The organism is Synechococcus sp. HK01-R (assembly GCF_014217855.1).
Taxonomy (GTDB): Bacteria; Cyanobacteriota; Cyanobacteriia; order PCC-6307; family Cyanobiaceae; genus Synechococcus_C.
In genome coordinates this window covers 950,836-970,626 of the sequence record NZ_CP059059.1, presented here as the reverse complement: position 1 = coordinate 970,626, position 19,791 = coordinate 950,836, and the positions used below count along the sequence as shown (strand labels likewise).

General features: G+C 63.9%; 25 protein-coding genes, 1 tRNA gene, 1 other RNA gene and 1 pseudogene. 7 read left to right on the top strand and 21 right to left on the bottom strand.

Annotated elements, in window-relative coordinates; genetic code table 11:
* Positions 1 to 39 precede the first annotated feature (39 nt).
* A complete protein-coding gene (locus H0O21_RS05015; protein ID WP_255441144.1) occupies positions 40 to 390 on the top strand; it encodes a hypothetical protein in 351 nt (116 codons plus the stop codon).
* 21 nt (positions 391 to 411) lie between these two features.
* Here the strand turns inward: H0O21_RS05015 and H0O21_RS05010 are convergent, their stop codons facing one another.
* The gene (locus H0O21_RS05010; protein WP_185190619.1) at positions 412 to 1,806 is read right to left on the bottom strand and encodes a cation:proton antiporter; all 1,395 of its coding nucleotides are present in this window, start codon (positions 1,804 to 1,806) and stop codon (positions 412 to 414) included.
* Between the two features lie 213 nt (positions 1,807 to 2,019).
* Between H0O21_RS05010 and H0O21_RS05005 the strand changes: the two genes are divergently transcribed.
* Genes H0O21_RS05005 through H0O21_RS04995 form a run of 3 tightly spaced genes read left to right on the top strand, consistent with a single transcriptional unit; the run spans position 2,020 to position 8,077 of the window.
* A complete protein-coding gene (locus H0O21_RS05005; RefSeq protein ID WP_185190618.1) occupies positions 2,020 to 4,449 on the top strand; it encodes a phosphoketolase in 2,430 nt (809 codons plus the stop codon).
* A gap of 47 nt (positions 4,450 to 4,496) precedes the next feature.
* Complete coding sequence (locus H0O21_RS05000; RefSeq protein ID WP_185190617.1) at positions 4,497 to 7,025, top strand: glycogen/starch/alpha-glucan phosphorylase; 2,529 nt, start codon at positions 4,497 to 4,499, stop codon at positions 7,023 to 7,025.
* On the top strand, positions 7,025 to 8,077 hold the full coding sequence (locus tag H0O21_RS04995; protein WP_185190616.1) for an acetate/propionate family kinase: 1,053 nt from the start codon (positions 7,025 to 7,027) through the stop codon (positions 8,075 to 8,077). Before H0O21_RS05000 ends, H0O21_RS04995 begins: the two co-directional genes overlap by 1 nt.
* A gap of 6 nt (positions 8,078 to 8,083) precedes the next feature.
* On the opposite strand, the gene H0O21_RS04990 is transcribed toward H0O21_RS04995, so the two are convergent.
* The 3 genes from H0O21_RS04990 to H0O21_RS04980 form a co-directional block, all read right to left on the bottom strand.
* Positions 8,084 to 8,539, bottom strand: a complete 456-nt coding sequence (locus H0O21_RS04990; RefSeq protein ID WP_131455672.1) for a hypothetical protein — start codon at positions 8,537 to 8,539, stop codon at positions 8,084 to 8,086.
* 38 nt (positions 8,540 to 8,577) lie between these two features.
* Entirely contained in the window at positions 8,578 to 8,928 is a 351-nt protein-coding gene (locus H0O21_RS04985) for a hypothetical protein (protein WP_185190615.1), read from the bottom strand.
* A gap of 94 nt (positions 8,929 to 9,022) precedes the next feature.
* Positions 9,023 to 9,096: transfer RNA gene (locus H0O21_RS04980), tRNA-Arg, on the bottom strand.
* 22 nt (positions 9,097 to 9,118) lie between these two features.
* On the opposite strand from H0O21_RS04980, the gene rnpB reads away from it, so the two are divergent.
* An RNA gene (gene rnpB, locus H0O21_RS04975) (RNase P RNA component class A) lies at positions 9,119 to 9,520 on the top strand.
* A gap of 101 nt (positions 9,521 to 9,621) precedes the next feature.
* On the top strand, positions 9,622 to 10,086 hold the full coding sequence (locus H0O21_RS04970; protein ID WP_255441143.1) for a hypothetical protein: 465 nt from the start codon (positions 9,622 to 9,624) through the stop codon (positions 10,084 to 10,086).
* Positions 10,087 to 10,109: 23 nt separating this feature from the next.
* Here H0O21_RS04970 and H0O21_RS04965 read toward each other — a convergent pair whose 3' ends face one another.
* The 4 genes from H0O21_RS04965 to H0O21_RS13360 form a co-directional block, all read right to left on the bottom strand.
* Positions 10,110 to 10,862: a YdcF family protein gene (locus H0O21_RS04965; protein ID WP_185190614.1), complete on the bottom strand. Its 753-nt coding sequence runs from the start codon at positions 10,860 to 10,862 to the stop codon at positions 10,110 to 10,112.
* Positions 10,862 to 11,194 carry a hypothetical protein gene (locus H0O21_RS13620; protein WP_370523088.1) on the bottom strand — a complete coding sequence of 111 codons (333 nt, stop codon included), beginning with the start codon at positions 11,192 to 11,194 and terminating at the stop codon, positions 10,862 to 10,864. The genes H0O21_RS04965 and H0O21_RS13620 overlap by 1 nt, the downstream gene beginning before the upstream one ends.
* A gap of 135 nt (positions 11,195 to 11,329) precedes the next feature.
* A complete protein-coding gene (locus tag H0O21_RS04950) occupies positions 11,330 to 11,638 on the bottom strand; it encodes a hypothetical protein (RefSeq protein WP_185190613.1) in 309 nt (102 codons plus the stop codon).
* 81 nt (positions 11,639 to 11,719) lie between these two features.
* Positions 11,720 to 12,061, bottom strand: a complete 342-nt coding sequence (locus H0O21_RS13360; protein WP_255441142.1) for a nucleoside-diphosphate sugar epimerase/dehydratase — start codon at positions 12,059 to 12,061, stop codon at positions 11,720 to 11,722.
* 708 nt (positions 12,062 to 12,769) lie between these two features.
* On the opposite strand from H0O21_RS13360, the gene H0O21_RS04940 reads away from it, so the two are divergent.
* Positions 12,770 to 12,925 carry a hypothetical protein gene (locus tag H0O21_RS04940; RefSeq protein ID WP_185190612.1) on the top strand — a complete coding sequence of 52 codons (156 nt, stop codon included), beginning with the start codon at positions 12,770 to 12,772 and terminating at the stop codon, positions 12,923 to 12,925.
* 43 nt (positions 12,926 to 12,968) lie between these two features.
* On the opposite strand, the pseudogene H0O21_RS04935 reads toward H0O21_RS04940, so the two are convergent.
* From H0O21_RS04935 to H0O21_RS04885, 13 genes and pseudogenes are all read right to left on the bottom strand, one after another.
* Positions 12,969 to 13,453, bottom strand: a pseudogene (locus H0O21_RS04935) (sugar transferase).
* Positions 13,454 to 13,655: 202 nt separating this feature from the next.
* Positions 13,656 to 14,054 (bottom strand): type II toxin-antitoxin system VapC family toxin, encoded by a 399-nt coding sequence (locus H0O21_RS04930; protein ID WP_185190611.1) that lies wholly within the window; start codon positions 14,052 to 14,054, stop codon positions 13,656 to 13,658.
* Complete coding sequence (locus H0O21_RS04925; RefSeq protein WP_255441141.1) at positions 14,054 to 14,344, bottom strand: type II toxin-antitoxin system VapB family antitoxin; 291 nt, start codon at positions 14,342 to 14,344, stop codon at positions 14,054 to 14,056. The genes H0O21_RS04930 and H0O21_RS04925 overlap by 1 nt, the downstream gene beginning before the upstream one ends.
* A 509-nt stretch (positions 14,345 to 14,853) precedes the next feature.
* On the bottom strand, positions 14,854 to 15,345 hold the full coding sequence (locus tag H0O21_RS04920; RefSeq protein ID WP_185190610.1) for a hypothetical protein: 492 nt from the start codon (positions 15,343 to 15,345) through the stop codon (positions 14,854 to 14,856).
* Between the two features lie 89 nt (positions 15,346 to 15,434).
* Entirely contained in the window at positions 15,435 to 16,508 is a 1,074-nt protein-coding gene (locus H0O21_RS04915; protein WP_185190609.1) for a UDP-glucuronic acid decarboxylase family protein, read from the bottom strand.
* Positions 16,509 to 16,557: 49 nt separating this feature from the next.
* Positions 16,558 to 16,899, bottom strand: a complete 342-nt coding sequence (locus H0O21_RS13615) for a hypothetical protein (protein ID WP_370523087.1) — start codon at positions 16,897 to 16,899, stop codon at positions 16,558 to 16,560.
* Between the two features lie 18 nt (positions 16,900 to 16,917).
* Entirely contained in the window at positions 16,918 to 17,172 is a 255-nt protein-coding gene (locus H0O21_RS13610; protein ID WP_370523086.1) for a hypothetical protein, read from the bottom strand.
* Between the two features lie 99 nt (positions 17,173 to 17,271).
* On the bottom strand, positions 17,272 to 17,481 hold the full coding sequence (locus H0O21_RS13605) for a hypothetical protein (RefSeq protein ID WP_370523085.1): 210 nt from the start codon (positions 17,479 to 17,481) through the stop codon (positions 17,272 to 17,274).
* 197 nt (positions 17,482 to 17,678) lie between these two features.
* The gene (locus H0O21_RS04905; RefSeq protein WP_255441140.1) at positions 17,679 to 17,996 is read right to left on the bottom strand and encodes a hypothetical protein; all 318 of its coding nucleotides are present in this window, start codon (positions 17,994 to 17,996) and stop codon (positions 17,679 to 17,681) included.
* Positions 17,997 to 18,012: 16 nt separating this feature from the next.
* Positions 18,013 to 18,435, bottom strand: a complete 423-nt coding sequence (locus tag H0O21_RS04900; RefSeq protein WP_185190608.1) for a type II toxin-antitoxin system VapC family toxin — start codon at positions 18,433 to 18,435, stop codon at positions 18,013 to 18,015.
* A gap of 22 nt (positions 18,436 to 18,457) precedes the next feature.
* The gene (locus H0O21_RS04895) at positions 18,458 to 18,763 is read right to left on the bottom strand and encodes an AbrB/MazE/SpoVT family DNA-binding domain-containing protein (RefSeq protein WP_185190607.1); all 306 of its coding nucleotides are present in this window, start codon (positions 18,761 to 18,763) and stop codon (positions 18,458 to 18,460) included.
* A 254-nt stretch (positions 18,764 to 19,017) separates the two neighbouring features.
* Positions 19,018 to 19,386, bottom strand: a complete 369-nt coding sequence (locus tag H0O21_RS04890) for a type II toxin-antitoxin system RelE/ParE family toxin (protein WP_185190606.1) — start codon at positions 19,384 to 19,386, stop codon at positions 19,018 to 19,020.
* Positions 19,383 to 19,610 (bottom strand): type II toxin-antitoxin system ParD family antitoxin, encoded by a 228-nt coding sequence (locus H0O21_RS04885; RefSeq protein WP_255441138.1) that lies wholly within the window; start codon positions 19,608 to 19,610, stop codon positions 19,383 to 19,385. The genes H0O21_RS04890 and H0O21_RS04885 overlap by 4 nt, the downstream gene beginning before the upstream one ends.
* Positions 19,611 to 19,791: the final 181 nt, after the last annotated feature.

Here is a 19,791-nt window from a genome sequence, read left to right as displayed (position 1 = left end):
CTGGAGCAGGGGTCACCACAATCGCCCGCAAGGCCAGCGATGCTAGGCAGCCTTGCCGAGGTGCGGTTCATGCAGGAGTGGAGCGGCGCCATCGGTCCCCTGGCCGATCCAGCGATCCTGAGGGGTGGCCTGTTCTGGGCCCTGGCCCTCTACGTGCCCCTGAGCGGGCCTTTGCAACGGCTGGAGGAGAGCCTGACCCAGGGCCCCCTCAACGGGCAGAGCCAGCAGATCGCTTTGGTGATCAGCAGCCTGCTGCTGGCTTTGGCCGTGGGCCTTGTGGTGCAGTTGCTGCTGAGCTGGACCCTTGGGCCCGGATGGGGCTCCAGCCTGGCCCTGATCACGGTGGGCTGGAGCCTGTTTCTGCTGCTCGCCCGACGGGAACGGGGCTGAAGCCCGCTCCAAGGAACCCGATCAGACCAGGCCGACCGGATCGGCCGCGACCTCCTCGTTGACCTGGTCTCCGTCATCAGGCTTGTCTCCCCCGAGCACCAATCGCAACAGGATCGGTGCCAGGAACGTGGTGCCGATCACCATCAGCAGAATCGCCGCCTCAAGAGAGGGTGAAAGCAAACCGGCGCTTGTACCGAGGCCCAGGAAGATCAGGCCCACTTCACCGCGGGGCATCATGCCCAAACCCACAACCAGCCGACGGGTGGGCTTGTCACTGACGAAGGCCCAACCGGCAACGACTTTGCCGATGATGGCCACCACCAAAAGGAAGCCGGCCACGACGAGGGCTGAACGGCTGGAGGGATCGAGGGGGTTGATCACCGACAGGTCCATGCCGGCGCCCACGAGCACAAAGAAGATCGTGGCGAAGAGGGTCACGATCGGCAGCACCGCCTGCTGAATGGCGTGGTTGTGCTTTGAGCCGCTGAGGATCAGGCCGGCAGCGAAAGCCCCCAGTGCTGCCTCCAGGCCGATGGCCGTGGCAGCAAAACAGCTGAGCGAGAGGATCACAAAGGAGGCCACCAAGACTTCGCCCGGGGCCTTGAGCTTGTCGATCAGCCAATCGAAGGCAGGGGCCGCCGTGCGGCTGAGGCCGATCGCTGCCACCACGAAGATCACCGCCGCAGCCACCAGCTTCACGATCGGCGCAATCGCCAAGGAGCCGCCGCTGGCGAGCGATACCACCACCGCCAGGATCACGATCCCGAGGATGTCGTCGAGCACGGCGGCTCCGATCACGATTTGCCCCTCGCGGGTTTTGAGATAGCCCAGCTCGCCAAACACACTGGCCGTGATGCCGATGCTGGTGGCTGTCATTGAGGCACCGGCAAAGATCGCCGGGATGAGCTCTACGTGAAAGAGCGACATCAAGCCGAAGGTGCCGAGAGCGAAGGGGAGCACCACTCCGGCCACGGCCACCGTGAACGCCTGACCGCCGACGGCGACCAGCTCATCGAGCTCACTCTCCAGCCCGGTGAGAAACAGCAGGGCGTAGAGGCCGAGGGTGGCCACGGCCTGCAGGGAGGGGAAGGTCTCGTTGTAGATCTCGGGAATCGTTTCCGGCGGGATCGCCGCCAAACCGCTGATCAGAGAAACAAAACCGCTGCTGAGCTGCGCCTGGGTCTCCGGCGGCACCAGCAGGTGCAGGCCGGAGGCGCCGATGATCACGCCCGCCAGCAGCTCCCCGAGAATCGTGGGCAGTTGCAGCCGCACCAGCACCTCCGCCAGGGTGCGAGCCGCCACGAAGATCAGCAGAAAGCGGATCACCCCGATCAGGGTCTCGGCCACCTCCAGGTCATGACTGCTGAGCTGGGTCAGCAGCTCGGGCAGCTGGGCCAGCACTAGGGGGGGAGCCATGCAGGCATCGCTTTGAACTGTGGGGGACCTTAAGGGGAAACGTCTCAGGGCGACGCTTCCAGCGATCCATGGGGACCAAACCGGCCCGATCAGGACCGTTCAAAGGTTGGCCCTGACACGTTTGCCATTACACGGTGTCGATGTGCGGTCGTTAACGACCAGGCCAAGGGGCCATGGCTACCTTCCGCGTACGCACCCTGGATCGACAGGCTCATGACCACCACGCCCTATCAGGCCTCAGCTGCGGCCGTGCAGGCGCCCATGGAGGAGGAGCTCCAGCACCTGGACGCCTACTGGCGTGCCGCCAACTATCTGGCCGTTGGCATGATCTACCTGCAGGACAACCCGCTGCTGCGGGAGCCGCTGCGGCCCGAGCACATCAAGAACCGATTGCTCGGTCACTGGGGATCCAGCCCAGGGCAAGCCTTCATCTGGACCCATGCCAACCGGCTGATCAACAAATACGACCTGGACATGATCTACATGTCCGGCCCTGGTCACGGAGCCCCGGGCGCTCGTGGTCCGGTGTACATCGACGGCAGCTACAGCGAGCGCTACCCCGACAAGTCGATGGACGAAGCGGGGCTGAAGAAGTTCTTCAAGATGTTCTCCTTCCCCGGGCACATCGGCAGCCACTGCACCGCCGAGATGCCTGGCTCGATCCATGAAGGCGGTGAGCTCGGCTATGTGCTCTCCCACGCCTGCGGTTCGGTGTTCAACAACCCGGAGCTGATCACGATCGCCTGCGTCGGCGATGGAGAAGCCGAAACCGGTCCCCTGGCCACCAGCTGGCACATCAACAAATTCCTGAACCCGATCCAGGACGGCGCCGTGCTGCCGGTGCTGCACCTGAACGGCTACAAGATCGCCAATCCTTCAATCCTCAGCCGCATCCCCCACGAGGAGCTCGAGAGCCTGCTGCGCGGTTATGGCTGGACGCCCATTTTTGTCGAAGGGTCCGACCCGATGACCATGCACCGCCAGATGGCGGTGGCGATGGAGCGGTCCGTGCTGGAGATCCGTGCGATCCGCGAGCAAGCCCGCAACAGCGGGGAGGCCTTCCGCCCCAGCTGGCCCATGATCGTGCTGCGCTCCCCTAAAGGCTGGACCGGCCCTCAGGAGATCGACGGCAAAAAAATCGAAAACTTCTGGCGCTCCCATCAGGTGCCGGTGGCAGACGTCAAGACCAACGAGAGCCACCTGCGCCTGCTCGAGGACTGGATGAAGAGCTACCGCCCCTGGGAGCTGTTCGATGACAACGGGGCCGTGCGCGAGGAAATCCGCGCCCTGGCCCCGAAAGGTGAGCGGCGGATGGGCTCCAATCCGCACACGAATGGAGGCGTCCTACGCAAGGCGCTTGTCATGCCCGACCTGCGCAACTTTGAGGTGCCTGTGCCGATGCCGGGCGCCACTGAGAAGGAAAACACCTACCCACTCGGGGAGCTGATCCGCGACCTGATCAGCCTCAATCCAGGCGGCTATCGCCTGTTCGGTCCCGACGAAACCGCCTCCAATCGCCTTCAGGCGGTCTACGGAGCCACCAAGAAAGCTTGGATGGCCGAATTCCTGCCCGAAGACCTCAACGGCAGTGAACTCGCCCGGGATGGCCAGGTGGTAGAGATGCTGTCAGAGCACACCCTGGTGGGAATGATGGATGGCTATCTGCTCACGGGCAGAAACGGCTTCTTCCACACCTATGAGGCCTTCGCCCATGTGGTCGCCTCAATGTTCAACCAGCACTGCAAGTGGCTCGAGCACTGTGAGGAGATCCCTTGGCGCGCCCCGATCGGCCCCTGGAACTGCCTGATCTCCTCCACCGTCTGGCGCCAGGACCACAACGGCTTCACCCACCAAGACCCCGGCTTTATCGATCTGGCCGGCAACAAAAAGGGCAGCATCACCCGCGTGTACCTACCTGCGGATGCCAACAGCCTGCTGGCGGTGGCCGAGAAGGCGCTGGTCGAAACCAATGTCGCCAACATCATCGTCTCCGACAAGCAGAAACACCTGCAATATCTGACCCTTGATGAAGCCCGACGCCATGTGGCCAAGGGCGCCGGCATCTGGGAGTGGGCCTGCAATGACAACTGCAGCAATGAACCGGATGAGCCCGATGTGGTGCTCGCCTCCGCCGGCGACATCCCCACCAAAGAGTGCCTGGCGGCGATCGAAATCCTGCGGGAGCGGATTCCACATCTCAAGGTCCGCTACGTGAATGTGGTCAAGCTGTTCGCCCTCGCGGCACCCAAGGATCACCCCCATGGCCTCAGCGACCTGGACTTCGCCAGCCTGTTCACCCCCAACAAGCCGGTGATCTTCAACTTCCACGGCTATCCCTGGCTGATTCACCGTCTCGCCTACAACCGCCCGAACCACGACAACTTCCACGTGCGTGGTTACAAGGAAAAAGGCAACATCAACACCCCTCTTGAGCTGGCCATCAGCAACCAGATCGACCGCTACAACCTGGTGATCGATGTGATCGACCGGGTCGAGAGTCTCGGCTCACGCGCCGCCCACGTGAAGGAGCAGATGAAAGACGAGATCCAAAAGCAACGTGCCTACGCCTACGAGCACGGCACCGATGCCCCGGAGATCAACAACTGGCGCTGGAGCCTCGGCCGCTCCTCCTGCAACGCCTGAACTGCATCGCCTGAACTTCCAAGCCCCCCTTCCCCATCGTCCCAGCCATGAGCACCACACCTTCCCAAAGCCTCGACCTGCGTCTGCCCACCCCCGGCTGCTACGCCGACCCGGAACGGGCGGGCCTTGACGCTGACTCGGTGTTTGACGGCATGACCGAGCACCTCTTCTTCACGCTCGGCAAGCTGGCTCCCACCGCAAGCCGCCATGACCTCTACATGGCCCTCAGCTATGCGGTGCGCGACCGGCTGATGACCCGCTATCTGGCCAGTCTGGAAGCGATCCGTGCCCAGCCGCAGAAAACCGTCGCTTACCTATCGGCGGAATTCCTGATTGGCCCCCAGCTCAACAACAACCTCCTCAACCTGGGCATCCAGAAGGAGGCAGAGGAAGCGCTCCGACGTTTTGGCATCGAGTCGCTGCAACAGATCCTCGAGGTCGAGGAGGAGCCCGGGCTGGGCAATGGCGGCCTTGGTCGTCTTGCCGCCTGTTACATGGAATCGCTGGCCAGCCTGCAGGTGCCCGCCACCGGCTATGGCATCCGCTACGAGTTCGGCATCTTCGATCAGCTGATCCGCGACGGCTGGCAGGTGGAGGTCACCGACAAGTGGCTGAAAGGCGGTTGGCCCTGGGAGCTACCCCAGCCGGATGAAGCCTGCTTCGTGGGCTTCGGCGGCCGCACCGAAAGCTACATCGACGACAAAGGCAACTACCGCTCCCGCTGGATCCCAGCCGAGCATGCGATCGGTGTGCCCCACGACGTTCCCGTGCTGGGCTACCGGGTGAACACCTGCGATCGCCTGCGCCTGTGGCGCGCCGATGCCACGGAAAGCTTCGATTTCTATGCCTTCAACATCGGCGATTACTACGGCGCCGTTGAGGAGAAAGTGGGCAGTGAAACCCTCTCCAAGGTGCTGTATCCCAATGACGGCACCGATGAGGGCCGCCGCCTGCGCCTGAAGCAGCAGCACTTCTTCGTGAGCTGCTCGCTGCAGGACATGCTGCGCAGCCTTGACCATCGCGGTCTCAACGTCGAGGACTTCCCCAACTACTGGACCGTTCAGCTCAACGACACCCATCCGGCGATCGCCGTGGCCGAGCTGATGCGCTTGCTGATCGATGACCGCCACCTGGAGTGGGAGAAGGCTTGGGACATCACCAGCCGCTCGGTCGCTTACACCAACCACACCCTGCTGCCTGAGGCGCTGGAGAAGTGGGATCTGAGCCTGTTCGCCGACCTGCTGCCCCGCCACCTGGAGCTGATCTACGAGATCAACCGCCGCTTCCTGCAGCAGGTGCGCCTGCGCTTCCCTGGCAACGACACGATTCAGCGCAAGCTGTCGATCATTGACGAAGAGGGCGGCAAGGCGGTGCGCATGGCCCACCTGGCCACGATTGGCGCCCACCACGTGAATGGCGTGGCCGCTCTCCACTCCGACCTGGTGAAGAGCCAGCTGCTGCCTGAATTCGCCGAGCTGTGGCCGGAGAAATTCAGCAACGTGACCAACGGCGTCACCCCCCGCCGCTGGGTGGCCCTCTCCAACCCCGAACTCTCCACCCTGCTGGACGAGCACATCGGCGAGGGCTGGATCACCGACATGGAACAGCTGCGCCGCCTCGAGGAGCGCCAGCACGACCACGGCTTCCTGGAGCACTGGGGCAACACCAAGCTCTCGGTGAAGCGCAAGCTCTCCAGCTACATCCACCGTCACACCGGTGTGCTGGTAGACCCCGCCAGCCTGTTTGACGTGCAGGTGAAGCGCATCCACGAGTACAAGCGCCAACACCTCAACGCCCTGCAGGTGATCACGCAGTACCTGCGGATCAAGAACGGCCAGGCCGACGGCATGGCCCCGCGCACGGTGATCTTTGGCGGCAAGGCAGCACCGGGCTATTACATGGCCAAGCTGATCATCCGCTTCATCAACGGCATCGCCGAAACGGTGAACGCTGATCCAGACATGGATGGCCGCCTGCGGGTGGTGTTCCTGCCGGATTACAACGTGAAGCTGGGCGAGAAGGTGTATCCGGCGTCGGATCTCTCCGAGCAGATCTCCACCGCCGGCAAGGAAGCCTCCGGCACCGGCAACATGAAATTCGCCATGAACGGTGCGCTCACGATCGGCACCCTCGATGGCGCCAATGTGGAGATCCGCGAGCGGGTGGGCGGCGAAAACTTCTTCCTGTTCGGCAAGACCGTGGAGGAGATCAGTGCCCTCAAGCAAGCGGGCTATCGCCCCTGGGACGTGATTCAGGGACTGCCCGAACTCGCCGAGGCGATCCGCCTGGTGGAGATCGGCCACTTCAGCAACGGAGATGGCGACCTATTCCGTCCCCTACTCGACAACCTCACCGGCAGCGATCCCTTCTTCGTGATGGCTGATTTCGCCGACTACCTGCGAGCCCAGGATGAGGTCAGCCGCGCCTGGAGTGACCGCCAGCACTGGAACCGCATGTCGCTGCTGAACACGGCCCGCTCCGGCTTCTTCTCCTCCGATCGTTCGATTCGGGAGTATTGCCAGTCGATCTGGAACGTGCAGCCGCTGAACGTGGAGATCACCTGCGACGTGCGCTGATGCTGGATCTCTCCCTGGTGATCAACCTGGGGAGTTCCAGCCTCAAGGCGGCCCTGCTCGATTCGGGCGGGGCCAACATCTGGCACGAAGGCCGCAGCCTCGCCCCAGGCGAAGCACTCAACGACGTGCTCGAGAGCTGGCTGGCGCCGGCACTCCAGCCCCACCGTGCTGCTGTGCGGCGCATCGGCCACAGGATTGTGCATGGCGGCGAACGCTTCACCGCACCAACCCGGATCAGCACAGAGATGGAAGCGGCCCTGCAGGCGCTGATCCCGCTGGCACCGCTGCACAATCCACCGGCGCTTGAAGGGGTGGCCTGGGCTCGGGCCTGGGCGCCCGAGCTGCCCCAGTGGGCCTGTTTTGACACAGCTTTCCACAGCACCCTGCCGGATGCGGCCCGCACCTACGCCCTGCCGGAACCAATACGGGCCCGAGGCTTCCGGCGTTTCGGCTTCCATGGCCTCAACCACCAGCACGTGAGCGAGTCGGTGAGCCGGCGCTGGCAGGAGCAAGGGAAGCAGCCCAGCCAGCTGCGTCTGATCAGCGCCCATCTGGGGGCCGGCGCCTCCCTGGCGGCGGTGCAAGGGGGCCGCTGCATCGACACCACCATGGGCTACACGCCCCTCGAAGGTCTGGTGATGGCCACCCGCTGCGGCAGTGTCGATCCCGGCGTGCTGCTCGAACTGATGCGCGAGGGGCACACGGCGGCAGAGCTGGCCGATCAATTGCAGAAGCAGGCAGGGCTGAAGGGCCTGTCAGGCCTGAGCGGCGACATGCGCGAAATCCGTGAACAGGCCCTGCAAGGTCATACCGGTGCGGGCCTGGCCCTGGAGGTGTTCAGGCACCGGCTGCTCCAAGAACTTGGCGCGATGGCCGCCAGCCTTGGCGGGGTGGATGTGCTCGCCCTAACGGGTGGGATCGGCGAGCACGATGGAGCCCTACGCGAGGAACTCGCACAAGCCCTGGGCTGGATCCCCGGACTGGAGATCCTGGTGGTGCCGGCCGATGAGGAAGGGATGATCGCCAGGCTCTGCGTGCGAGCCGAGACCTGACGACAATCAGCCGCGGTCGGGGAGATCCGGTGTCTGGTGCAGCAGGCGATTGAGCCGCAAACGATCGGCATTGAGGGGATCCGGGGCGAGCTCACCAGCCAGCTCCTGGAACTTCTGCTCGATGTCGTCGGGCACGCGCACATCGAAGATGCGCTCCATCAGTGCCTCGATCGAGAAGAGGTGGGCATTGATGTTTTCCAGGTCAGCCATGGCCTGCTGGATCGCATCGGTCGGCTCTTCGCTGCCACCGACAGGGGTGGCATGGGCCTGGGCCTCTGACGCCCGGGAGCCGTGCTGCTTCTGAAGATCTTCGAGCACGCGCCCCGAAAGGGTCCGGAAGGCCTGCAGCGCTGCCCAGCTGAGCTCCTGCTGCTGTCGCAGGGTCGGGCATTCGCGGATCAAACGGTCATGCTCCCGGTAGAAGCGTTGACAATCAGGGCATTGACAGGGCTCTTCAGGCACCGCAGACCCTCGAGATCAACGTCCACTATGGCACCTGATCAAGCTGCCAGGGGGGGTTCTCCCGAAAATCCGCCATCGTCGTCTCCGTAGCGACCATCAGCGTCTGCCTCCTCGCTGGCACCGGGAAGCGGGATCTCAATCGAGCTCACCACCTGAATCACGTCGCGAAGGCGCATGGAGTCAGCGAACCAGCCCATCGCCTGCTCCGTATCGCCCCGGCGCTCGGCGTCACTGGCCTGGTCCTCGTGGGCTTCGACCAGGAGAGCAAGCCAGCAGAGGCATCGGGCCTGAACCACCGAAAGATCAAGGTCGGTGGGCTGGGAGTCGGCGATGCGCTCGCTTTCCTGCTGCACGAGGAGCCTCAGGCGCAGATCGTGAAGCTGGGTCATGGCACCGTGTTCACTACGGCAACGCTAGCGGGAGTGTGGCGTCTGGCTAGTGCACCAAATGTAGTGGCGGCTACCGGAGCAGTGATCGAGCTCACGGGGCTGGCGGGACTCGAACCCACGACCTACGGTTTAGGAAACCGTCGCTCTATCCGGCTGAGCTACAGCCCCATCACCCGCCATTATGGGGTTTGAAAGCAGGCGAGGTGGTCGCGATCGAGCCGTTGGCCCAAGGGTTGACGGGCTCGGTTGAGGAAAGTCCGGGCTCCCCGATGGCCAGGCTTGCTGGGTAACGCCCAGTGCGGGTGACCGTGAGGAGAGTGCCACAGAAACACACCGCCGATGGCCCCATGGGGTTCCGCCCCGGGCACAGGCAAGGGTGCAAAGGTGCGGTAAGAGCGCACCAGCAGCATCGAGAGGTGCTGGCTCGGTAAACCCCGGCCGGGAGCAAGGCCCAGGAACGACGGTTGGCCATCTGCCCCGTTCCGCCAACAGCGTGCCGCTCGAGGTCGTCGGCAACGGCGATCCCAGATAGATGACCGCCCCCCTCCTTCGGGAGGGAGAACAGAACCCGGCTTATGTCCTGCTTTCACCCTCTTGATGCGTCATTGGCATACAAGCCACCTGACGTGTGCCCCGCCACTGTTTTTGGCCTCGGTACGGCGTAAGTTATTAAGAGGGCTAGACAGGAAAGCTTTGGTTGCCACGCCAGATCGCAATCCAATCCAGACCTCACGCCCACCGCAAAGGCAGCGCCGTCGGCCGAAGCGACGGGAGCTGTTCTGCCCCGCCCATCCCGAGCAACGGATCGAGGGCAATGGCAGAAAGTACTTCCTGCACTTGCTAAGCGCTGAAGAGCTGCAGCATCGGGGCATGGCCGCCAAGACGGCCCGCCTGGTGATTCAGGCCCATCCGGTGCTGGTCTTGAGTAACGAGTGGCTTGAGGAACTGTTCTGCCCGCAATGCGGCGGCAGCCGCTGGTGCCACATCACCAAGCACGACCGGGTGGAGCACAGCGTGCGCTGGGCACCGCGGCATCTCTGGGAACAGGTCGCTCACGTCGATCCGATTGCGGCCAATCCCACGGTGAGCCAGTTCACGCGCCGGGAAGCGAGGCGTCACCGTCAGAAGCGCCTCGACAACAAACGCTTTTACGACTAGCGCCCACGGGAGAAGCGCACAACTCACCAAGACCGATAGACGAGACGCCCCAGCAGCTCCCTCAGGGCGCGGGAACTGTGGTCCAGAGCCTGGGCTGTGGGGAACCACTGACTGGGATCCCGCCACAGGGGACCTACCCAGGCCCCACGGGTTTGAAAATCCACCGGAAACGGCTTCACTTCCAGCCCCTGCCGCTCGAACAGCCGCTGGGCGCGGCGCATGTGGAACGCGCTGGTGACCAGAAGGATTCTGGCGGAAGGAGCCTGGAGCAGCCGCCGAATCGCCACCGCTTCCTCAGCGGTGTTCACCACCACCGGCGTGCTGGCCATGGCCGCTGCAGGAATTCCCAGCTGCTCCGCTTCGACGAGATAGCGCTGGCCTTCCGGTGGTTGACCGGGTCGGAAAGGGCTGGCACCGCCAGTGAAGAGCAGGCGCGGCGCTTTTCCGGCACGGTAGAGATCGAGCCCAGCCAGGAAGCGATCGGGATCCTCCCATTCGCTGATCCGGGCCGCCCCTGGAGCCGGGTGACGGCCGCCACTGAGTACCACAATCGCATCGGCGGTTGGGGCCGCTACCGCAGGCAAGCGCTGCCAGGGCGCTTCCAACCAACGCCAGAGCACCTGACTCACCAGACCCAGCGAGAAGAACCAGAGCAGCGCAAGGGCGCCGATCAGGGGCCAGCGCCAGCGCATGCACAACCCCAGCAGCAACAGGATGAGGCTGAGCCCCAGGGGCAGCAGAGCCAGGGGCAGGATCTTGCTGAGCCAGTAGGTCATCAGCCGCCGCGCCGTTCGCCCAGCTCCAGCGGCTCGAAGCGCACGGTGATGCCGCACTCTTCGGCGAATTCCACCACGGGGCACCAGGCGCGATCGCCAGCGTCGGAGGGGCGGAGGGGCGCAAAGCGACGCTGCTGCTCAGGCTTCAGCGAATGCCAGCGCTCGAGGCGCACCAGGGTCGCATCGGGGCTCAAGACGGAGCCATCAGGCAAACGGAAGCCACCCGAACTCTCAAACACCTTCCAACCGCCCTGCTGATCTGCAGGCAGGCGCAATGGCGCCAAGGCGTTCGATGTAGCGGCCGGATCTGGCGACGCGGTGGTGAGGGTCATCGCCGACATCCGGCGGTCTCCCTCATGCTACGCAAACTGCGCGTTCTTGCTCCTCAGCTGTTATCACGGCGCCAAGGAAAGGGGTGCCAAGACATCAGCGCGATCGACCTGGGTGCAGGCGTCGATGACTGCGAATCAGGGAGAGATGAGGGGGATCACCTGCCGGACATGACGGCGATAGATTTGAAAGTCTCTGTCGGTGGCGAGTCGACAAGGAGAAGCGTTGATCTCCGAGAGGCGGATGAGGTCCGCATCGGTCAGTGAGGCTGGCACGTTGTCGTAACGCCTAAAGAGCGAGCTCACAGCCGTGATTTGGTCTTGCAGCACAAACGGCAGCTGCCGCAACTCCCGAGCGGCTTTCACAAGGCCGCCGGCCTCGGACGCCACAGCCACCACACCCGCGGCCTGAAAGCCGCGCTGGCAGCAGATCGCCCCATGCCCCATGGGGACGAGGTGGCCCCTTAGAAACCCTTTAGACCGAGCAGCTCCGCCACAGGCGGCACGGGATCACGGCCGAGCAGGTCTTCAATGGCGACAGGACGGAGCGCATCGATGCAGCCCAGCCGGAGTGAGGTCATCCACCGACGGGATCGGCAACACCGGGATCACCTGGCGTTGCAACTCAGCCACGATGCGGCGCCGTTCACTGCGAGGCAGCGAGGGGATCGCCAGCAACACCTGATCGAGCTGACCCTGGATCTCACGCAGAACCTGGAGCGGCTGGATCGGGATGCCGTTGATCGTGCGCCGCCAGAGACTTGGCGCATCATCGAGAAAGGACACGATCTGGTGGTTGCCAGCCAGGCGCAGAGCCGCGGCGAGCTGGGCACCGGCCTCACCGACCGCAGCGACAGGAGCAGGATCCAACTGCTGCGGAGCGGCATCGGCAGACGCAACATCACGCCAAGGCCCGCCAACAGCAGCACCAACAGTCCATTGCGATCTGCGAGGCGATCGAGAGCCCGGCTACCGACGTAGCGCATGAGGCTTTTGTATTGCCCGGTGAGGGCAACCAGCGGCAGGCCAACAAGCAGCACCGCTGGCAGCAACCACAGGCCGGACGCCTGAAAGCTGGGATGGAGCGGATGGGCCAGTCGCAGCACAAGCTCGACTGATTCTTGTCGCTCGGCTGCGTCGAAAGTGTCACCGAAGCCAGTCGACAGAAGACGACGGAGCTTGCACTCGCAGCCGCCAGCTCACCCCGCCGGGACCTCACCTGGGCCGCCTTAAGCGGACCACTCACGGCGCCACGGCGACCTCACGGACTACAGCCGGAACAACTCCCGAGCGGTGGTGCGGCACAGAAGCGGAGCCTTGGGCCCGCGCGAATTCTGAACAGACTGCGAAGAACGGCGAGTCGGGCGAACCAAGAAGGCAGTGCATCGATCCAAGGAGCAGCGTCAAACGCCGTCAACATCCCTCAAACCGAAGCAACGACCAGCAACAAGCGTTAGCGCTATATGGCCATAAACGCATAGCTTGAGCACAAAAAGGTGCATTGAGCTGCTCTCTCCAGCTCCCGCCGCACCAGATCCTTGTCGCAGCCGTCCAGGGGTTCGCGCAGCCGCTCGAGCCATGCCTGCACCAAGCAGCCACCCGGCTGGGCAGCGGCGGCTACCACTCAACCCTGATCAGCTGGAAATCGTGGCGACGGCCTGGATGGCTCGCGAGCAGGCTCTGCAGCGCGTGCTTCCAGCGCACCTGCGGCGCTACTTGGAGGAACAGCGCTGATCCACACCCAGGCCCCAAGGGCTTCGGTGGACAGCTCGCCCAATCAATACGCATGCGGCGAGCGCAGATGCAGCAGGGTTTTGATCAGGATCTTGATGTCGAGCTTGAGGCTCCAATCGCGCTGGTAGCGGAGATCGGCGTCTACGCGATTCGCCATCAGGTCGAGGGTGCTGGTTTCGCCGCGAAGGCCTTCCACCTGGGCCAGGCCAGTGATGCCGGGGATCAGGCGGCGGTATTGCTCGTTGTGATCCACCGCATGGGGGCGGGGCCCACCAGGCTCATGTCGCCGCGCAGCACATTGACGAGCTGGGGCAGCTCATCGAGGCTCCAGCGGCGCAGGAAGCCGCCGATGGGCGTGAGGCGCGGGTCGTTGCGGGTGGCCTGGCGCAGGCCCTGCTGGTCGCCGGCCTCGAGCACGCGCATGGTGCGGAACTTGAGGATGCGAAAGCGGCGGCCATCAAGGCCGTAGCGATCGTGGGCGAACAGCACCGACCCCGGGCTGGTAAGAGCAATAGCCCCGGCAATCACAAGCAACAGAGGACTGAGCAGCAGCAGCACGGCGCGCCAGTGGCCCGTTTGGTGCGACCGAACGTGGCACCAGAACCGGCGTTTGACCTGGCTGATCTTGAAGGCCACTACCCAAGCGCAGCCCCTGCATGAGGGAGCAGATGCCACTGCACTGATCAGAGACCTGCGCGATGGGGCCCGCCATTGAAAGCGATACGACGCCTCATGTCATAGGGCAGGCTGGCTTGAGATCGGTGTGGCAGAAATCATCACCTTTGAACAGCAGGGGTTGTTCGAGCCACTGGGCTAGGGCATAGGAGAAGCAATCGCCGAGATTGAGGCTGGCACGATGACGACCCTTGCCATACCGCGCGAAGGCTGCGCGTGCGATTTCGGCCTGTTCGCGATCCAGGCTCACGATGCTGATCTGTGCCGTGCTGAGAAACAGATCCAGATCTCCTTGGCCATCAGACCCGTACCGGGCTTCAATCACGATCGAGAGTTCCACGAGGGATGCGGCCGACAAGGCGCAGTGATCGGCACTGGCGATGGCTGCATTGAAAGCAGGGCGCTCCGGTTCGTTCTGGAGGATGGCCAAAACGGCTGAGGGATCGATCACCATCAGGAGGGAAGGCCGCTGGCGTCGTAGCCGCAGATCTCATCAGCGCTGCGGCGATCCAGGATCGGTCGAGCGGCACAGCGCAGGGCAATCTGATCGAGGCGATGGATCAGCGAACGCTGCCGAACCTTGCCCGCCTCGGGCTGGCACTGCAAACGCTGGAGGCGTTCCTTGAGGGCCAGGATCACAGCATCCGTTTTGGTTTCTCCAGCGAGGCAGGCCACCTGTGCGGCTAGGCGATCCGCCTCCGGGTTTCGGATGTTGAGAGCCACGGCGTTAGCGTGTGTAGACAAGCTTGGTTTAGTGTAGCTGCGAAAGGCGAGCTCGAAGACAAGCAGGCGGATCAGGCCGGCATATCAGCGAATTGCACCGGCCCAAGCTGTACTGATTCTTGGCACTCGGCTGCATCGACAGTGTCACCGAAGCCAGTCGACAGAAGACGAAGGAGCTTGCCCTCGCAGCCGCCAGCCAACCCCGCCGGAACCATACCTGGGCCACCTTCAGCGGACCACTCACGGCGGCATGGCGACCTCACGGGCTGCAGCCGGAACAACTCCCGAGCGGTAGCGCGGCGCAGAAACGGAGCCCTGGGCCCTAATGAATTCTGAACAGACTGCACAGAACGGCAAGTCGGGCGAACCAAGAAGGCAGTGAACCCATCCATGGAGCAGGGGCAAACGCCGTTAACAACCCTCAAACCGAAGCAATGACCAGCATCACGCGATAGCGGCATATGAGTATAGACACATATCTTGAGCGCAAAAAAGAGTATTGGCTGCCCTCTCCAATCCCAAATCCCCTCTCACTGGCCCCACAATATCTCCAGCTCCCCCCGCACCAGATCCTCGTCGTAGCGGTCCAGGGGCTCCCGCAACCGCTCGAGCCATGCATCCACCGGCTCCCTGGGCCGATGCACCGCCTCAGCCAACGGCACCTGCTGCAGACAGGGTGATCCGCACGCATCCGCCTGCACCAGCCAGCCACCCGGCTGGGCGGCAGCCAATGCATCCACAAAGGCTTCGGCAAGGGCTTCGCGCTGCCAGGCTGCGTTGAGCTCGGGGGGTTCGGGGGGCAACACCTGCTCGGCATCGAAGGCCGCCGGGAGCCGCCACACCTGCACGCACGCTGCGGGATGGCTCGCACTCCAGTTCTCCACCAGGGCCTCGGCGGCGGCGAGGGTGGAGCCGGAGATGCCGGATCGGTGGGCAGCTTGGTGGCTGCTGAGCAACACAAGGTCAACTCCGCAATCGGGCAGCGTCTCCAAACGCTGAGCGGTGGCACGGCATCGGCGCAACGGAGCTGCTCTCGGGCTCCTCGGCTAACCACTGCAGCGCAGTTGCCAAGCCTTGGGCTCCGCACCAAGGCGAGAGATGGGCCTGGAGATCAGCAAGCTCGGGCAGATCGGCACAAAGCTGCACGGCAGCGAAGCGACCACGCAGGAGCGCATGCACTAACGGCCGTGCGGCGATCGAGGCGGCGCCGGTGAGGATGAGGGAATCCGGGCGGGGTGGAGGAGCTATCGAGAAGTTTGCGGAACCAGGCGATGGTGGGCTCCAGGCCCTGCTCGAGGCTCACCGATGGTGCCCAGCCCAGTTCGCGCTGGGCCAGAGCGATCTCAGGCTGGCGCTGGCGCGGGTCGTCAGCAGGCAGCGGCTGGTCGATCAAGGGCAGCGCGGGGTTGATGCGGGCGCGCACCTGCTCAGCCAGCTCCCGAATCGTGAATTCATCGGGATTGCCCAGGTTGATCGGACCGGTGTGCTCCGCGTTCATCAAGCGAATCAAGCCCTCGATCAGATCGTCGACATAACAAAACGAACGGCTTTGGCTGCCGTCGCCATAGAGGGTGAGGGGCTCACCGCGCAAAGCCTGCACGATGAAATTGCTCACCACGCGGCCGTCATCGGCGAGCATGCGTGGCCCATAGGTGTTGAAGATGCGGACGATGCGGATCTCACTGCCGTGCATACGCCGGTAGTCGAAACAGAGGGTTTCGGCGATGCGCTTGCCCCCGTCGTAGCAGGCGCGGGGACCGATGGTGTTCACACAGCCGCGGTAACTCTCGGGCTGGGGGTGCAGCTCAGGGTCGCCATACACCTCACTGGTGGAGGCGAGCAACAGCCGAGCGCCAACGCGGCGAGCCAGGACGAGCATGTTGTAGGTGCCCAGGAAACTGGTTTTGGCGGTCTTGACCGGGTTGGTTTGGTCGTGGATCGGTGAGGCAGGGCAGGCCAGGTGCCAGATGCGATCCACCTCGAGCTTGATCGGTTCGGTGACGTCGTGGCGTATGAACTCAAAGCGGGGGTGCTCCCACCACTGGCGCACGTTCGCTTTGCGGCCCGTGAAGGTGTTGTCGAGACAAAGCACCTCCTCACCGGCCTGCATGAGCCGATCCACCAGGTGGGAGCCAAGGAAGCCGGCACCACCGGTGACCAAGTTGCGGGTGGGGCCGGCGGGCATGGACATCAATCACAACCGAGCCAACGCTAGTCAGAGCGAAGCCACTGGCTCAGCCCCCGCGGCGTTCGCCGAGGGAGAGGGGATCGAACTGCACGGAGATGCCGAACTCCTCGGCGAATTCCACCACGCGGCACCAGGCGCGATCGCCCGCATCCGAGGGGCGGAGGATGCCGGTGAGCACTACTGGGGCGCTGCCGGTTTGCAGGGTCATCGTGAACAGGGGCCAGCCCAGCGACGCCTGCACGGAGTCGTCGCGATAGGTGGGGGCGACATCGAGGGCACCGATCAACACCCGGCGGCCATTGGCATCCCAGGCGTAGGCGATTCCATAGCGCGCGAGCAGATCGGAGACCAGGGCCCAGGAGGTGCCCTGGGCATCGCTTTGCACCATGAGCGCCTCGCCGCGGGCCTAAATCGTGGTGCTGCCGCGGAACTGCAGCTGTGCGCCGGACGGCTGCCCAGGTTGCGTTGCCGAAGGCGAACCATCGGTGCCAGCGAGGATGGCGCGAATGCGGGCGCGCAGCTGATCGCCACCATCGGTGGGGCCGTTCTTCTGGAGCTGCAGCAGATCCCAACGCTCGCCGGTGCCGCCCCAGATCATGGGGCCGTAGTTGTCGTGCATGACGCGACCATCACGATTGGAAGCGGCTTCCGCGTGGGTCATCACGGTGCGGACCGTGATGGCATCAGCGCTCCAGCCCCAGCTGCGGGCGATGGCGGCAGCCTCCTCGCAGAGCGCTTGCAGCTGGGGTGACGTGGGCGGCTAACTCCAGGGGTCGGGGCTGCCGCCCATGCAGGCGCAGGAGAGGGCGACGCTGTTGCTGTAGCGGGCGTAGGTGTGGGCGGGCAGATCCACGCTGTAGGCATGGAGCCGGTGCACCCGGCCCGCACCACTAATGATCGCGTGATAGTGGCCGGGCCGAATCCAGTCGTAACCGGTGGCAGTCCAGTGCAGATACAGGGTGGGAGCCATGGGGCTGATGGAGCGTCCGCTCAAACCTCAGGATCAATCAAGCCTCGCCATCGCGCCATGACTTCGCTGAACAGGTGCTGTTCTGCACGGTGACAGCCCTGGGCCTCGTGCGCCTGGTGAGCCAAGCGAAGGTGATGGGCGCCGCGGTGAACAGAGCCCGGGATGCCTCTGCACCGACACCTACCTGGCAGCGCTGGCTATCTGCAATGGCTGGCGGCTTGTGAGCTTTGATCGCGACTTCGAGCGCTTCGCTGGCCTCGAACGACTCCTTCTGGCCTGACGCAGCGCTGGAGCAGGGGGTGCCGCTGATTCACCAGGTTGAGATCCACCACGCCACCTGAAGAGGTGATGGTCAGGAGCGGCAACCCGGATCGCTCCGATGGCGGCGCCTCCGGCCCAGCAGGCCGGCGCAACGCCTGGCGCGCCAACTCACTGATCACCGCACCAACACTGAGGTGCCGCTGACCTCGATCGCCACAGCCACCACAACCGCGGCCTGAAAGACGCGATGGCAACAGTCAGATGATGGGCTTAGTCGAGTGCTGGGCTCATCCCCAGGGCGGCCGCGGCTATCAACATCTGCCGATCGAAGCTGGCCAACTGAGTGCAGTGGCTGTGCAGCGCCACCGCAAGATGCAGGGCATCACCAGCACGGAGACCGAGGGCTGGATCCCGAAGCAAGTCAGCTGCCCGACGGAAACGATCGCGTTCGAGCGAGCGCAGTTCAACACCGCTCTGCAGCAAGCGCTCGAACTGCTCGCCAGCCACCAGGCTGAACTCAGGGCTGAGACCGTGATGGCGCTGCTTGAGGCCTAGGGCACTGTGGGTCTCGGTGATCAGCCAATCGCTGCTGATCAGGGGTCCTCGGCACTGTGCAAACCAGTCGAGAGCCAGAGGGCTGCGATCTTCTGGCGTCAACAGTGCCACCACCACGCTGGTGTCGAGATAGATCATTGAGCGATCCCCCGGATTGGCCTCACCAGCGCTCAGCGGCTCGGCATTCCTCCATCACCGAAGGGGTGAGGGGCAGTGTGGCCTGCAGCCGGCGCAGATCCATGGCGAGAGCCGAGCGGTCCAATTGGTGCAAATGGTGCAAAGGCTCCAGGCTCAACCGACCATCGTCACCGACAACAATCTCAACCTGATCACCTTCCCGCAGACCGGCCTGACGCAGACAAGCAGCAGGAAGACGCAAGGCCAGGCTGTTTCCCCAGCGGCGGACTGCCTGGTGGAAGCGCCTGCGTGGAACACCGTCTCGGCCCTGAGAGTCGGATTGCGTCACGACATCACCCCACTCGCGGCCACCAGTGTAGACACACGTCTCTACGTTTTCAGGCTGAAAACCATCCACGCGGGAAGCAGCTCAACGGCGCCGAGGTAGGGGAGGTGGACATGGTTGTACGACGTGAAAAGAGAGATCAGCGCGAGCAGGCCGCCCAGGACCAGGGTGATCCAGCACTGGATGCCGAAGAACCAAACCCTACCCACGAGGGCCCCGACCGCACAGCCTTGGCGTAGCCAGTGAACAAGGCAGGCTCAGACCTCGGAACTCTTTTGCAGCAGGCGAACCAACATGCTGCGCTGGTGATCTTGGCCACCGAAGAACACAGCAAGCACCTGGATCTCGCGATGCTGCGCGCGTGGCCGAAACCAATAGACCGCGCGATCGAGAGCCAGATGTCGAAGGCCAGGCATCAGATCATCGTGCGATTCTCCGCGCCAAGGAGCGGTGGCCAACCGTTCAGCGGCAGCAATGATCACCTCGATGCGCGCCTGTGCGTGACGATCAGCCTCGGCCGGTGATTCCCCAAAGCTGCAGTAGGCCTGAGCGAGGTACTCAGTGATCAGCAACAGATCGTTGATGGCCTCTGCAGCGAAGACAACCGTCCACGGAGCCTCGCTCATCGGGGCTGCGCCGCCAACTTGGCACGCAGTTGATCGGCAGAGATAAATTCCCCACGAGCGCGCTGCTGCAGCAAGACCTGCAAAGCGGCTCGATCGGCTTGAGCATCCGCCTCCTGCTGTTGCAGGAGCTCAAGCCCTTGCTGCAGCACAGCACTCACCGAAGGGAAGCGACCGGCGCCCACCAGGGCCTTGGCAAACGCATGCTGATCCTCGCGGAGAGACACAGAACTCTTGATGACCACTAGAACAACACGCACAAGCAAAACTTAGTGTGACTGAGTAACACCGGGTCGTCAAGGGTCCTGACCATCGCTCTCGAGTCACACCGCCGCAGCCTGAAAGCCGCGTTGGCTTCATGGGTGAGCCCTATCGACAAGCCCGCCGTATTCCTCCAATGACAAGTTC